The 13,691-nt window shown below is 36.7% G+C and carries 14 protein-coding genes; 6 read left to right on the top strand and 8 right to left on the bottom strand.

All coding sequences use genetic code 11. From position 1 onward, the window contains the following. Window positions 1–252: 252 nt before the first annotated feature. Window positions 253–678, top strand: a complete 426-nt coding sequence (locus tag QMD21_05315; GenBank protein ID MDI6856182.1) for an EamA family transporter — start codon at window positions 253–255, stop codon at window positions 676–678. Window positions 679–692: 14 nt separating this feature from the next. On the opposite strand, the gene QMD21_05310 is transcribed toward QMD21_05315, so the two are convergent. Continuing rightward, complete coding sequence (locus QMD21_05310; GenBank protein MDI6856181.1) at window positions 693–1,040, bottom strand: SCP2 sterol-binding domain-containing protein; 348 nt, start codon at window positions 1,038–1,040, stop codon at window positions 693–695. Next, window positions 1,037–1,660 carry a ribonuclease HII gene (rnhB, locus tag QMD21_05305; GenBank protein ID MDI6856180.1) on the bottom strand — a complete coding sequence of 208 codons (624 nt, stop codon included), beginning with the start codon at window positions 1,658–1,660 and terminating at the stop codon, window positions 1,037–1,039. Before rnhB ends, QMD21_05310 begins: the two co-directional genes overlap by 4 nt. Window positions 1,661–1,760: 100 nt before the next feature. Here rnhB and QMD21_05300 point away from each other — a divergent pair, with 100 nt between their 5' ends. From QMD21_05300 to QMD21_05285, 4 genes are all read left to right on the top strand, one after another. Then, window positions 1,761–2,393, top strand: a complete 633-nt coding sequence (locus QMD21_05300; GenBank protein MDI6856179.1) for a DUF116 domain-containing protein — start codon at window positions 1,761–1,763, stop codon at window positions 2,391–2,393. A 44-nt stretch (window positions 2,394–2,437) separates the two neighbouring features. Beyond that, on the top strand, window positions 2,438–4,186 hold the full coding sequence (arcS, locus tag QMD21_05295) for an archaeosine synthase subunit alpha (protein ID MDI6856178.1): 1,749 nt from the start codon (window positions 2,438–2,440) through the stop codon (window positions 4,184–4,186). After that, window positions 4,183–5,181, top strand: a complete 999-nt coding sequence (locus QMD21_05290) for an archaeosine biosynthesis radical SAM protein RaSEA (GenBank protein MDI6856177.1) — start codon at window positions 4,183–4,185, stop codon at window positions 5,179–5,181. Before arcS ends, QMD21_05290 begins: the two co-directional genes overlap by 4 nt. Window positions 5,182–5,250: 69 nt before the next feature. Then, a complete protein-coding gene (locus QMD21_05285) occupies window positions 5,251–5,463 on the top strand; it encodes a hypothetical protein (protein ID MDI6856176.1) in 213 nt (70 codons plus the stop codon). Here QMD21_05285 and QMD21_05280 read toward each other — a convergent pair. Further along, entirely contained in the window at window positions 5,440–6,213 is a 774-nt protein-coding gene (locus tag QMD21_05280; GenBank protein ID MDI6856175.1) for a sulfite exporter TauE/SafE family protein, read from the bottom strand. The two genes, QMD21_05285 and QMD21_05280, sit on opposite strands and share 24 nt — an antisense overlap. After that, window positions 6,210–8,882, bottom strand: a complete 2,673-nt coding sequence (locus QMD21_05275; GenBank protein MDI6856174.1) for a tetratricopeptide repeat protein — start codon at window positions 8,880–8,882, stop codon at window positions 6,210–6,212. Before QMD21_05275 ends, QMD21_05280 begins: the two co-directional genes overlap by 4 nt. 69 nt (window positions 8,883–8,951) lie before the next feature. On the opposite strand from QMD21_05275, the gene QMD21_05270 reads away from it, so the two are divergent. Continuing rightward, a complete protein-coding gene (locus tag QMD21_05270; GenBank protein MDI6856173.1) occupies window positions 8,952–9,959 on the top strand; it encodes a tetratricopeptide repeat protein in 1,008 nt (335 codons plus the stop codon). Here the strand turns inward: QMD21_05270 and speB are convergent. The 4 genes from speB to QMD21_05250 form a co-directional block, all read right to left on the bottom strand. Continuing rightward, the gene (speB, locus tag QMD21_05265; GenBank protein ID MDI6856172.1) at window positions 9,949–10,809 is read right to left on the bottom strand and encodes an agmatinase; all 861 of its coding nucleotides are present in this window, start codon (window positions 10,807–10,809) and stop codon (window positions 9,949–9,951) included. The two genes, QMD21_05270 and speB, sit on opposite strands and share 11 nt — an antisense overlap. After that, entirely contained in the window at window positions 10,806–11,576 is a 771-nt protein-coding gene (locus tag QMD21_05260) for an isopentenyl phosphate kinase (protein ID MDI6856171.1), read from the bottom strand. The genes speB and QMD21_05260 overlap by 4 nt, the downstream gene beginning before the upstream one ends. An 11-nt stretch (window positions 11,577–11,587) precedes the next feature. Further along, window positions 11,588–12,613 (bottom strand): zinc-dependent dehydrogenase, encoded by a 1,026-nt coding sequence (locus tag QMD21_05255; protein ID MDI6856170.1) that lies wholly within the window; start codon window positions 12,611–12,613, stop codon window positions 11,588–11,590. 41 nt (window positions 12,614–12,654) lie between these two features. After that, on the bottom strand, window positions 12,655–13,691 hold a 1,037-nt coding region (locus QMD21_05250), incomplete at its 5' end, for a hypothetical protein (protein MDI6856169.1).

Below are 13,691 nucleotides of genomic sequence, written 5' to 3'. Positions count from 1 at the left end.
CCCGTGAAGGGCTTTTCTTTTTTCTAAAAAGAAAAGGGCTTCAGGGAAAGAAAAAGAAAACTGAAGGGAAGAGGGTAGAGGGAGAAACCGCAGGTGTCTCTTCTTAGAGAAAAAAGAAAAAAACCCCATGTTTTTCTTTTCCTGTGAAGGGCTTTCCTTTTTTCTAAAAAGAAAAGGGCTTCAGGGAAAAAAAACTGAATAGGAGTAGGTCGAGGGTTCAATCCCCTCTGGCGGCTTCGGTAGGAAAAAAAATTGAGATTAGAACTTGCAGCACTTTGCTTAATAGTAATATTACTCTGGGGCTTGTGGGCTTTTCTATATAAGCTTGGAGCTGAAAAGCTCAATTTAATACAAGCTCTCTTTTGCGCATGTGTAGTAGGAGCTATCTGCAGTGTCTGTATTGCTGGGTTTTTGATATTTAAAAGTGACGCTTTACAAACTGGCGATTTGAAAAGTTATGCAATTATAGCGCTTGCTACAGTTTTTGGCGCACTAGGCACAATAATCTGGTATCTTTCTATCTATAAATATCAGGCGAGCATCGTAGTGCCTTTTACAGCGCTATATCCTCTAGTAACAGTATTATTAGGAATATTTATACTGAGAGAGCATATTCAGCCTATAAATGCTATCGGAATTTTATTAGCATTAATTGCTTGCTTTCTGCTATCACTTTGACAACGTAATAAATATTATTCTGCTTTCAGGAATCTTCTCAGTAGAATCAAATCAGCCGGGGAGGCTTTGATTTTTACTCTGCCCGTAGCGTAAGCTTTGAAAGGTGAGAGCTCTTTATTAAGTAATTTTCCTAAAGTTTCGCTATCTGAGATAATTTGGATGTCTGGCTGCTCTAAATCACAACTACTAAAATTTATTATTTCGCTGTTTTGGATTACAAAACTATATCTCTTTTCTTCTTCTAATTCAACTACAACTTTTCTTGTTAGCCCTCTAAGCACTTCTTTTAGTTTATCGTCGGCTTTGACCCCTTCGTTAAATTTATTAATCGCAGCTCTAAACAAGTGTTCCAAGTCAGTCATTTTGAACTCAATCTTTTAACAGTTTTCCAAAATTTTCTTATATATGGGGACTCCTTTTTATCTTTTAGCAAGCGAGTGACAAACTCAATAGTTCTTCTATCACTTGGATAACCACTCCCTATTACTGTGTTAAGCTCTTGCTCTATCTTCTTTATCTCGTTATCTCTTATAACTTTTGCTAGTATAGAAGCGCCAGACACTATTATATAAAGCTCGTCTGCTTTATGCTTCGAAATAATATTCAAATTAAAATCTAGTTTAGATAGTAGCTGAGTTGCAAACCTTTCTTCGTTTACATCCACTGAGTCTACGTAAGCAATTTCAGGCTTGAGTCTTTTAATAATTTCTGCAAAACAGTTGACTTCTATATCATTAAGAGTTGCAAATTCCATTTTAATATTAAGTTCTTGCGCAGTTATAACAATAATTTCATAATTTGCAATTTTTTTAATTTCCTCTGCTAGCTTTTCCCTTTTTGCAGGAGTATGCCTTTTAGAATCTTTAACGCCGAGCGCTGTTAATTTATCAATATCTCTGTCGTCTAAAGCAATACCTGCTATTACAATCGGCCCTATAACTGGCCCTCTACCAGCTTCGTCAATACCACAAATTATAGTCATAATATCTCCTTTGCCAAAATAAATCTGCACACTTAAATATTTACTGCATGCTCCCGAAAACTAAAAATATCAGCTATGCAATATAAAATAAAAATAAAAAATGGGTTTGATAACTAGGCTTTTGAAGGCAGGCTTGAAAATTTCTAAAAAATCACTGCTTACAGGCAGTAGTGTTATAGGGCGCTTTTCTGCTAATATCGACAATCCGTTACTTAAAAAAATTTTAAATCTCGGTATTGATTTGAGTACAAGGAGTGGTGTAAAAACAGCTCTCGCCTTAGCTAATGAAGATACAAGTCTAGCTGACGAGCTCTATATAGAGCTGAGAAATGCTCTCAATAGAGAAGGTTTCAAGAAAGTACCTTTTAATAAAAGAGCGCTCTTTTTACCGCAATGTTTGAGAAGCGCAGAGCACTGCAAAGCAGAGCTTAGTGATGAGGGCTATGTTTGCAAAGAATGCGGCTCTTGTACTGCTTATACACTAAAAAAAGAAGCTGAGAAGCTTGGTTATAAAGTTTTTATTATACCTGGCGGAAGTATGGTAATGAATATACTAAAAAATAACTCTGTAGAAGCTGTGCTCGGTGTTGCATGTAAGTTAGAACTCTGCCAAGGGGCTGAAAGATTAGCCTCTACTTCGATATGGGCGCAGGGCGTACCGCTTTTGCGAGACGGCTGCAAAAATACAAGTGTAGATGTAGAAAAAGTTTTAACTGTGATTAGAATGAGGTAGCGCTCTTTTCTTTTATAGAATTTATAGTAATTAACTCTTAGAAAATGTTTGAAATCCTTTACAAAGATTGTATTGCAAGAATAGGTAAGCTGAATGATAAACTCATTGTTCCAAACATACTTTTTATTTCGTCAAAAAGATTTAAAGAATTTGAAGGCTCCGAGGCGCTACTTGCAAATGAAGAAATAAAAAGCGATAAATTCAGTATCTTAGATTCAGGAAGTAAATTTTATCCTCAGAAATTGAAAAATCAAGAATACATAATTCCGCCTGATATACCTTACCCTTTAAGTTGTAGCGAGCTTTTAGAAAATTATTGTGATGAAAAAATATGTTTAGTTCAAGATTTAGCTAAATTAGACAAAAATAAAAAAGCTGAAATTTACGTAGTTGCAAACTCAATAGAACTTTTCAAAAGCCCTAAAAGGTTTGTTGCTACAATTACTAATCTCAGGGATAAAATAGGCTATCAAAAAATTATCTACACTCCAAGTATTGGGTTGCCAAATCAGTATGCGCTCCTATTCTATCTGAGTGTGGATTTAATAGATAGTCTGCAGTTAGTTCTAAGCTCCAGAGAAAATTATTTTTTAACTCCTGAGGGTAAGACAAACATTGAAGAGCTCGAAGAGTCAATATGTAATTGCAAATACTGTTTTGAGAACGACCTTCTACAGCATAATTATAATATTGCCCTTTTGGAACTTAAAAAAATCCGGAGCGAAATAAGGGCTGGTAAATTAAGAGAGCTTGTAGAATTAAGAATAAGGAGTGACCCCGCCCTTGTCGCTATTTTACGCGAGCTTGATTACAGATATTATGATTTTCAAGAGCCTTACTTCCCAATTACTAAAAAATCTTTAACAGTGACTAGTAGAGAATCCTTTTTTAGACCTGATATTTTAAGATGGTATAAACGGTTAAAGGAACGCTATAAAAAGCCTGAAAGCTCTAAAATTTTGTTGCTACTGCCATGCTCTGCAAAAAAGCCTTACTCACAGTCTAAATCGCATAAAATTTTCAAGAGCGCTATCAGGGTAAAGAACTATGCTGTAGTGCATGAAGTTATTGTTACCTCGCCTTTAGGTATTGTACCTCGCGAACTGGAGCTTTTTTATCCTGCACAACACTATGATATACCGGTTAGTGGCGATTGGGAAGAGTATGAGATCAAAATTGTTAATGAATTGTTGCAGTGGCTTGTAAAGAATAATCATTACGATGTAATAGTCGATCACACTGGTTATCACTTTATAGATTTAGAAGCAATTAAAACATGTATTCTAAAGCCTACATCTAAAGAATCGCTTTCAAGGCTATCGAATGTACTTACTGAGCTTTGCGCTAAATATGAAAATATAGCTCAAGATACTTGCGCAACTGACAATATGCTCACAAGAGCTTGCTTCCAGTTTGGTAAACCAGTTGGTGATAAGCTCGTTGCTAACTGCAAAATTCTAGGTAAATATCCCAACTTAAAGTTGATTAAAGGCGACGAGCAGATTGGTATATTGACTGGCGAACGAGGACTTATTTCGCTTACTCTAGAAGGTGCTAAAATATTAGCTGATGAAAATAGTTACTTAGTTAAAATTGACGACTTCGTTCCTAAAGGCAATATTTTTGCAGGTGGCGTCATTGATGCAACTTCAGAAATAAGGATTGGAGACGATGTAGCTGCTGTGTTCAAAAACGAGCTTAGAGCTGTAGGTGTTGCAACAATGAGCGCTAAAGAGATGGTGGAAAGTAACAGAGGTATTGCCGTAAAAGTGAGAGCTAGTGTGAGAAAATGATCGCCGATAGAATCAAAATGCTAAGGGGAGCAAACCCTAAAAAATCCTCTACCCATTACGTGAGATGCTTTACTGAAAGAGATGTTCTGGATGGTAAAGTTGTAGATACGTTAGTAATAATTTTAAGAACGCGTGGCTGCAAATGGGCTTTGCAGAGTGGCTGTAGCATGTGCGGATATATTAATGAAGCTGCTCAAGTAGACGTAAGCGATGAAAATTTGCTGTTGCAGGTAGAAGGAGCTATGAGAAACTACAGGAACGAGAAAATTGTAAAAATATATACCTCAGGCAGTTTTTTGGATACTGATGAAATTTCCGAAAATGCGCAAACTAAAATTTTAGAATTCGTTAGTAGAGCTGAAAAAGTGGTTATAGAATCAAGGCCTGAGTTTGTAAATAAAGAGCATTTAAGTAAGTTAATTAAGAAATGCAACTTAGAAATTGCTCTGGGATTAGAATCTTCAAATCCTCTAATTCTGGAAAAATCTATAAACAAGGGTCTTAAGTTGGAAGATTATGTAAGGGCTGCGAAAATTATTAACGAATTAGGAATTAAGTTGAGAACTTATATTTTAATCAAGCCCCCTTTTATTACAGAAGAAGAAGCTATAGTTGACGCAGTAAATTCTGCAAAATTCGCTAGTAAATATTCGCAAACACTTTCTTTTAACCCGGTAAATATTCAAAAAAACACTCTTGTAGAATATTTATGGAAAAGGAAAGAATATAGACCGCCGTGGCTGTGGTCTGTACTGGAAGTTTTGAAAGAGAGCAAGACGGAGGTAAAAGGATGGTTAATTTGCTCGCCGACTGGCGGAGGCAGTGCAAGAGGCGCTCATAACTGCGGTAAATGTGATTCTGCAATTTTAAGAGCGACAAGAGAATTCTCACTAACCCAAAATACTAACGTATTCGATAATTTGAGTTGCGATTGCAAACAAAGATGGCTTGACATGCTCGAACTAGAAGGTTTCGCGCAAGGCCCTATAATATAACTCCTGCAGTTATGAAAACTTTTAAACACAGAAGAAATATTTATCTTTACTTAGCAATATACAGAAGCAATGCCTGAAGAAGAGCCCAAACTCAGTCCTAAAATAGTAAAATATTTCTATGCCGCTGTTTTGACAGTAGGATTGGTATTCTATATAAGCTGGGGAATATTATTTGGTAAATGGCTTGACCCTGGAGTTTATGCAGTTACTGTTGTGCTCGTTGGCTTTGGAATTGTAGGAATATTGCATTATTCACATTTAGAGACCGAAAAGCTCAAATAAACCAAGCGTTACAGCAAGTAAAAACAAAAAAATTGCAAATGCTACTCTTACATTTCTCTCTTTTGCTTTTGTAGTAAATCTTGCACCCAACTGTGCACCGAAAATAGAGCACGAAATTATTAGAAGCATCAATGCAATATCCACATGACCGAGTAGATAGTGTTCTATAGAGCCTGGAATTGCCTGCAACGAAATAAACATTAAACTTGTACCTATTGCTTGCTTAATTGAAATTTTAAAAATTATTACAAGCAGGGGCACAACGATGATACCGCCGCCTATACCAAGGAATCCTGCTAAAAAACCTGCAAAAGCGCCCAGTGCAAAAAGAATAATTACCGTATTGAATGAAAATTGTATTGAGCCATGCTTTTCTACCCTTCCTTCCTTAGAAAATAAAAATTTTAGTGCTATAAGAGCTAATACTGCTGCAAAGATAAGCATTATCTGCGGGCTTGTAAAATAATAAGTTACTTTTGCACCTAATAAACACATTAAAGAGCCTGCAACCGCGCATAAAATTGAAGCTTTGTAAATAATAAATTTTTTTCTAGCGTATACAAAAGCGCCTGAAATTGCAGTAGAAATAGCAGCTGGTAGAGAAGTACCTATTGCCACAAGCCCTGAGATGTTTAAAAACAGTCTTGCTAAAGGCGTTATTACTATGCCACCGCCAATACCGAAAGAGCCTGAGCATAAGCCTGCAAACAAGCCGATAAATATTGATATCAGCACAAAATTTAAGCTCATGGCTTGAGCTCTTCAAGCTCTTTTCTGACTCTTTTAATATATTTTTTAGCGCCAACTTCTTCAAAATGAATCAAAGCCTTTCTTAAATAATCTTCAGCTTTAGCAAACTCTTTTTCCTCTTTGTACATAAGAGCATATTCGTAGCAAGCAACACCTAAATCAAAAGGTGCTTTTAACTCTTCAAATAGCTTCAAGCTCCTTTCGAAATGCTCTTGAGCTTTACCTCTCTCTTTTTTAATCTTATAAATATTGCCGTAATGAACGTAAGTTTGAGCAATCATATATTTTTCGCCGAGCTTTTCAAAAATTTCCATTGCCTCACTGCAATATTTCATAGCCTTTTCAGGATTGCTCTTAGCATAAAGTTCAGCTGCGTTGCTAAGCCCGTAAGCATAAGGTCTCATAAAGCCGATTTTTTTAGAAATTTCTGCACATTTTTCGTAGCATTGTAACGCACTATCAATATTTTCTTGCTCGTAGTAAATAGTACCTAAATTATTATAAGTTCTTGCAAGTTCGTAAAGCTCGTTTAACTTATCTAAAGTCTCAAGACTTTCTTTGGTATATTTAGCTGCAAGCTCAAGTTCTCCTTGGACTTTATATACAAGTCCCAAATCTACGTACACAGAAGCTACAAACGATTTAGCGCCGAGCACCTTCGCCAACTCTATACTATTCTTGTAATGCTCTACCGCCTTCTCGTAATCGCCTTTCCTTCTGTATACAAGTCCAAGCCCGCGCTGAGCTTCTGCTAAGCCTTGAAGGTCTTTGAGCTTCTCGAAAATATCCAAAGACAATTTATAAGCTTCGAATGCCTCATCCCACTGGCTTCTGTTAGAATAAATTTCTGCAATTTTCATATATGAAGATGCTCTTAAGTTATGCTCTCCTAACTCAACACACAAACTCGAAAGCTCGTTTGCATATCTTAGCGCTTCTTCCCACCTACCTGCAATAATACTTACTTCGCATAGTTTATTTAATAATGTTAGCGGCTCCGATTTTTTGTCAGGCAAGTTCTTTAAAGCTCTCAGTGCAAGCTCGTAGTACTTAATTGATTCTACTAGCGAAAGTAATTTTCTTGCCTTATCGCCAGCGTTAAGCCCATAAAAATATGCTTTGTCATGTACTTTGCCTTCTGAAAAATGGTGTGCTAGCATAGGGGCTACGCGATCAAGTTCTTTAGAATAAAGCTCTTCGGCTGCGAATCCAAGCTTTTTATGAATTATCGCTCTTTTAAATTTTGGTATTCCTTTGTAAATAGATTCTTGCGTTACACCATGGTCGAATTTTAACCACTCGTTTTCTTCTTTTAGCAACCCAGAATTTAGTATTTTTTCAAGTATATCTGCGAGCTTTTCTTCGTCGTATCCTAAAGCTTTCTGCAATATAGAAAAACAAAACTCAGTACCTGCAACAGAAGAGTATCTCAACACTTCTTTAGATTCTTCATCTAAACTACTAACTCTATAGAAAACAGCTTCTCTAATAGTTTTAGGCAGCTCTAAAGCAGTAATATCTTTTAATTTCCAAGTCGCTTCTTCTTTATAAATTATACCGTCTGCTACAAGAGCCTTCAAAATTTCTTGAATAATGAAAGGATTACCTCCTGCTTTCTCACCCACTACTTCCATAAATTCTTGCGGGAAATTGTTTTTGGGAAATATAGTTGCTACGAGCTTGCTTAAATTATTGTAATCGAAATGATCTAGGGCAAGCTCAATAGCAGAAGTGTCTTTCTTTATTAGGTGAACTGTATTGACTAATTGGCTGTTTCTCTCTAGCTCTTCGCTACGATATGCGCAGCACAGCATTACATTAGCATGAGCAATATTTCTAGCTAAATAGTGTAGTAATTCAAGCGAAGCGTTGTCTGCAAGTTCAAGTCTATCTAGAAATATAATTACAGGTTGCTTTTGCGCTAAATTCAAGCAAGTTCTCAAAACGGTTTCGAAAATTTCTAGCTTTTTACTCTCTATAATGCCAGGGTCTTTAAACTCAGGAACGTACCTTTTCTCTATAAGCTCTTTTACGTTCGCTTCTATACCTTTAATTTTGGAAACATTGCCATCCCAGTCAGCTAAAATTTTACCGTACTGAGTCTCAATATTACGTAGCGCGCTTATCATATCGTTTCTAATAGCAGGGAGCTCTTTCCCCGCAACTACGCATGCAATGAACACATTAGCTCCGTGCTCTAGCAGTATTGCTGTCTTGCCGTATTCTAACTTTTCTAGCCCTTTAGCTTTCTCTCTAAAAGACTGCGCCACAAAATCTTGAATCGCTGTGAGCATTCCTCCAACAACTTCTCTATCTATAAGAGCTTCTTTTTTAGAAACATGCGCCAGTAGTAAGCCTGCAGTATTAATTAAAAAAACTTCTTCTATACAGGTAACTTCTTCAGTAGGCAGTAAGCTCTCAATAATGTTTGAAAAAGCTTCTGTAAAAGGTTCGTAAGGCGTTAGCACAGGGGCTCTACACTCAGCTGCTAAAAAAAGGGCGCCCTTTCTTATAGCTACTTCCTTTAACTGCTCTACAAGAGCTGTCTTGCCTATACCTGCTTCGCCAGTAATAAATACAGTATTACCTAAACCTCGAGCTGATTTTTCAAAGCATTTAATAAGCTCTTCTACTTGAGCTTCCCTATCTACAAATTTGATTGCAAGCATTATTTATCAATTGGCTTTGAATATTAAATATTTATATATGTATAAATACTTCTAAATCTATTTTGCTACATGGCGCAAGATGCAGAGCTTTGGTGCGAGAGTGCGAAGAGGCTTGCTAAGCAAAAGAAGTATGAAGAAGCTATAATGCATTTCAATCGCGCTATTGCTTTAAAACCTAAATATAAAGAAGCTTATTACGAAAAAGGCAATGTTTTACTGCTGCTAGGCAAATCTGATGAGGCTCTAGATTGCTTTAATAGCGCTGTGCTAATAGATACTAGCTATGTAGAAGCATGGCGTAATAAAGAGGCAGTGCATTTAGTCAGGGGTGATTACGACGAAGCTATAAAATGTGCTGACCAAATCATAGCGCTAGCGCCTGACGATTATAAGCTCTGGCTAGATAAAGGCTCTTTGCTTCTAAGATTGCATAGATTTAGAGAATCTGTAGAATGCTTCGATAAAGTATTAGCACTAAAACCAAACTTTCAAGAAGCCATTGCAAAGAAGCAAGAAGCTCTTCAGCATATTGAAAAAGTAGTAGTTAAAGAAGTAAAAAGAGTTGTTAAAAAAGTATGCCTTCTCGGCGATCCTAGTGTTGGCAAGACTTCGCTTATTCGCAGATATGTTTACGATGTGTTTGATGATAAATATCTATCTACGATAGGTGCTAAAATAACGAAAAAAGTTTTGACTTTAAAGTATCAAGATGCTCCTGATATTGTGCTTACATTGATGCTCTGGGATATTGCAGGTCAGGAAGATTTTAGGAGCGTGCACAGTACTTATTTCCAAGGTGCCGATGGTGCATTAATTGTATGCGATATTACGAAAAAAGAGACCTTGAAAAATATTGATAACTGGGTAGAGGCTCTGCTTAAAGTAACAGATAAAATTCCTATAGTGATTGTGGGCAATAAAGCGGATATGGTAATTCAGGCGGTAGTAACAGAAAAAGATTTAGCTGAAGCAGGCAAGAGGTGCAATTGTAATTATTTATTTACAAGTGCTAAAACCGGTAAAAACGTAGAAGAAGCTTTTTCTACTTTGAGTAAAGAGCTAATTGCTAGCGCTTAGAGAGCTGTTTTTTCCAAGCATTTGCTATTAAATATTGTATTGTTTTAGCAGCCAATATTGAGGTAATTCCATTATTGTCGTAAGGAGGACATACCTCAACAAGGTCGAAGCCTACAAGTTTTGGCGCTAGTAGCTGTATGCATTCTAAAATATCATTTAAGTGTAATCCTAGAGGCTCAGGGTTGCTAACTCCTGGAGCATAGGAAGGGTCTAGAACATCAAAATCAAGTGAAAGATAAAACTGCGAAACATTTTTCAAAAGTTTAGGAACACCTCTGCGCTTAACTTCAGAAACTGTGTAGTAGCGAAATTTAATTTTATCAGCTTCTTCTTTCTCTCCTTTAGATAGAGACCTCACCCCGAGCAGTTGAATTCTATTATTACCAACAATTTCGTACAATCTTTTAGTAACGCAGGCATGAGAATTCCTAAAGCCAATGTACTCATCTCTAAAATCTAAATGCGCATCTAAAATTACCACAGAAAGCTCTTTGAATTGCTTTTTAAAAGCTCTTACAGCTGCTATTGTTAAAGTATGCTCACCGCCAATCAGGATAGGCATCTTCTGCGCTTTTATTATCGATTCGATTTCTGGCTCTAACGATTTTAAAAGTTCTTCTGGAGTACCATATTCTTCTAAATTACCTAAGTCGCAAAGTGGCAACTCGCTTAAATCAATATCGCAATCTAAAATGTAAGATTCGAAATTATGAGAGGCTTCACGTATTGCGTTAGGCGCTAGTTTAGAGCCTGCTCTAAAAGAAGAAGTGGTATCGAAAGGCACTCCTAGAATTACAATTTTAGCTTTTTGATATTCTTTATTACAATCTGCAAATTTTAAAGTTCTCATTTTATTTTTATTTTCGTGCCTATTACAGGCTTGCCCTCAATAGCTTCTTTCAGCCTATTCTTAATATTACCGTTTATTGCAATAGTTTTAGTATGCCGTGCTAGCTCTAGACTTATACGCATTTTTTCGTAAGCGCCACCTGTAACATCTGGAATTTTAGAATTTGGTTTTACTGCTGTTACAAGCTCCTTAGTAAGCTCCGGTATTAATTTACTGCTCTTAGGCTCTCCACTATAAAACCCATCTACATCCATTAAAAAAATTGCTTTTTCAAACTTGAATTTCTTTGCAAGCTCTAGCATTAGCAGATCGCCGGAGCATATGCAAAAGCCGAGCTTTTCATCTAATACAACATCTCCAAAAGTTACAGGTGTTAAGCCTGCTCGAATATAATCTCTAAAAATTTCATCGTTGAAATATTTTATTTTTTTGTTTTCGCATTTCACTATCATGCTAGGAGGTACACTTACTGGGTTAAGACCTGCACTGCTCAAGCATTTGGTTACTTTAAGATTAAGAGTTCTTACATCGTATTGCACTTCAGCTATACCTGCACGAAATTTTGAAATATTTTTTTTAGTGATAGAGTCAAGGTTATACCGCTTCGCTTTTATATGCCCAAAAGAGCCTGCGCCATGCACAATAATATATTTTCGAGCGCTTTCTTTTAACTCTTTCGCTAATCTCATGGTAGTAGCTTCTCTGAATTCATATAATTTCGTTTTATCGGTGATTACACTTCCGCCGAGCTTTATAAGGTATACCATTATTTTTTAATCTACCTCTGAGGCTCTATAATTACCTTTATAGAGTTTTGAGCTTTATAAACCAACTCAAAGCCTTTAGCAGTTTCTGCCATACTTAGTTTGTGCGTGATAAGGTCTTTTACTTCTATTTTTTTTGTAGAAATTATCTGTATCGCTTCTATAATATCTTGTGGAGCTGCTGCGTAAGAATGCATTACTGTTATTTGATCATGCCAAACATCCCAAAGACTAAGCTGAATTGTAATCCTAGGCTCTGTGGGCGCAAAGAATAGCACAATACCTCCGCGATCAGCGCATTTTAACGCTTGCTCAATTGCTGACATTGCTGAGGTACAGACTATTACCCTATCCGCAAGCTCATTCTCGTTAGCTTCGCGCACTCTTTTAGAAACATCCTCTTTAGCATTGATTACTGCATCAGCATCTGCTCTTAGAGCAGCCTTCAGTCTGTAATCGTTTATATCAGTTGCAACTATTTTTTTAGCGCCCAGCGCTCTAGCTAACTTAATATTCAAAAGCCCTGCAATACCGCTTCCTAGCACAAGCACAGATTGGTTTTTCTCTACTTTTGCTATCCTCTGAGCTCTTACTACGCATCCTAAAGGCTCTATAAAAGTACCTTCTTCAAAAGATATTTCATCTGGCAATTTATAAACACCATATTGAACGTTAATTGCAGGTACTTGAATATATTCTGAAAAGCCGCCAGGGTAAAAATTAGTTGTTCTTAGAGTGTCGCAAACTGTATGATTGCCACTTAAACAATATTTACAGGTATTGCAAGGAACGTGATGCGAGACAAAAACTCTATCACCTTTTTTATAATTTTTTATATTTTCACCAACTTTCTCAACAATGCCAGTCACTTCATGGCCTAGCACCAAAGGCGCTTTCTTAATGCGATACCATTCCATCACATCGCTACCGCAAATACCGCAAGCCATTACTTTAACTAGTAACTCATCAGCGCTAATTTTAGGAATTGGCATTTCCTCTATCCGAATATCTTTGTTATTATAGTACATTGCTACGCGCATATGGCTTAGTAATTGGTTATTTATTAAAAGGATTTTTCGGCTTACTTCTTTTTGAGATGAGCTATTACTACGACTGCAACTACGAGTATTATTACAATTGCAATTATTCCGATATACAAAAGCCAGTTTATAGGCTGCACTGCTTCTATTTCCTCAGCCATTGGCGCGAAGATAGTTAGCTCGGTCACGTTTGCCCACACGATATTGTTTTCCGTATCTACACCTGTATTATTACAGAGCTTCCATTCTGTGCCTGTCCAGTAGTACATTTTGAGAGTTGCTTCATTTAAACCTTTAACATCCTCATCGCTGTATTTTATAGTGATGTTTATGTAAGTAAGCTCGCCCGTGATTGTAACTTCAATGCAAGTAATATTTTGTAGTTTTTCAGGCAATGAATGGGGTAGCCCAACCGCTTCTATATTCACTGTTCCGTTTCCAATGCCGATTACATTAACTTCTCTATCTTCAATAACTTTTCTGAGTGCTATCGTTATAGTGAAATAGTATTCCATAGATTCGTTTTCGTTAGCGCTTGTGTCGTTTGCCCAAATATGAAAAGAGTAGACTCCCGCAATTGCATAAGTTGAGTTATAATAATAGTTGTTTGTGCCTGGAATTTGAGTCACTGCGCTATTTATTGGTGTAAAGCCTAGGGGACCTGTGATGCTGACTTTAACATTATCAATCTTAACATTATCAGTTACAGTACAAGTTATGTTTACCCAGCCATTTTGAGCTTGCATGGTTGGATAAGCTTGTACATTTGTAATTTCTGGCGCTGTGACATCTATCTCAAAATGATATACTCCAGACCTGCTCGGGTTGTTACTTGTATCATTCGCCCAGATATAATAAGAATAGATACCTTTGATAGAGTAAATTGTGTTGTAATAGTAATTATCTGTGCCCGAAATTCTTATCATACTGATATTTGTTATCTCGCTATTCGGAGACGTTATGTTTACCTTGAGCACATTTACTGCAACATTATCTGTTACAGTACAAGTTATATTCACATAGCCATAGACTTCTTGCGGGTCTGGAAAATCTTGAATGCTTGATATCTGCGGTGGGG

The sequence above is a fragment of the Candidatus Thermoplasmatota archaeon genome (assembly GCA_030018475.1).
Classification (GTDB): domain Archaea; phylum Thermoplasmatota; class JASEFT01; order JASEFT01; family JASEFT01; genus JASEFT01.
This window is presented reverse-complemented; position numbering and strand designations above follow the sequence as displayed.

Excerpts from the sequence above, each read along its gene's own strand:
- QMD21_05285 (MDI6856176.1), top strand. The coding sequence starts at position 5,251 with ATGCCTGAAGAAGAGCCCAAACTCAGTCCTAAAATAGTAAAATATTTC.
- QMD21_05275 (MDI6856174.1), bottom strand. The coding sequence starts at position 8,882 with ATGCTTGCAATCAAATTTGTAGATAGGGAAGCTCAAGTAGAAGAGCTT.
- QMD21_05255 (MDI6856170.1), bottom strand. The coding sequence starts at position 12,613 with ATGCGCGTAGCAATGTACTATAATAACAAAGATATTCGGATAGAGGAA.
- arcS (MDI6856178.1), top strand. The coding sequence starts at position 2,438 with ATGTTTGAAATCCTTTACAAAGATTGTATTGCAAGAATAGGTAAGCTG.
- QMD21_05310 (MDI6856181.1), bottom strand. The coding sequence starts at position 1,040 with ATGACTGACTTGGAACACTTGTTTAGAGCTGCGATTAATAAATTTAAC.
- QMD21_05290 (MDI6856177.1), top strand. The coding sequence starts at position 4,183 with ATGATCGCCGATAGAATCAAAATGCTAAGGGGAGCAAACCCTAAAAAA.
- rnhB (MDI6856180.1), bottom strand. The coding sequence starts at position 1,660 with ATGACTATAATTTGTGGTATTGACGAAGCTGGTAGAGGGCCAGTTATA.
- QMD21_05280 (MDI6856175.1), bottom strand. The coding sequence starts at position 6,213 with ATGAGCTTAAATTTTGTGCTGATATCAATATTTATCGGCTTGTTTGCA.
- QMD21_05270 (MDI6856173.1), top strand. The coding sequence starts at position 8,952 with ATGGCGCAAGATGCAGAGCTTTGGTGCGAGAGTGCGAAGAGGCTTGCT.
- QMD21_05260 (MDI6856171.1), bottom strand. The coding sequence starts at position 11,576 with ATGGTATACCTTATAAAGCTCGGCGGAAGTGTAATCACCGATAAAACG.
- QMD21_05300 (MDI6856179.1), top strand. The coding sequence starts at position 1,761 with ATGGGTTTGATAACTAGGCTTTTGAAGGCAGGCTTGAAAATTTCTAAA.
- speB (MDI6856172.1), bottom strand. The coding sequence starts at position 10,809 with ATGAGAACTTTAAAATTTGCAGATTGTAATAAAGAATATCAAAAAGCT.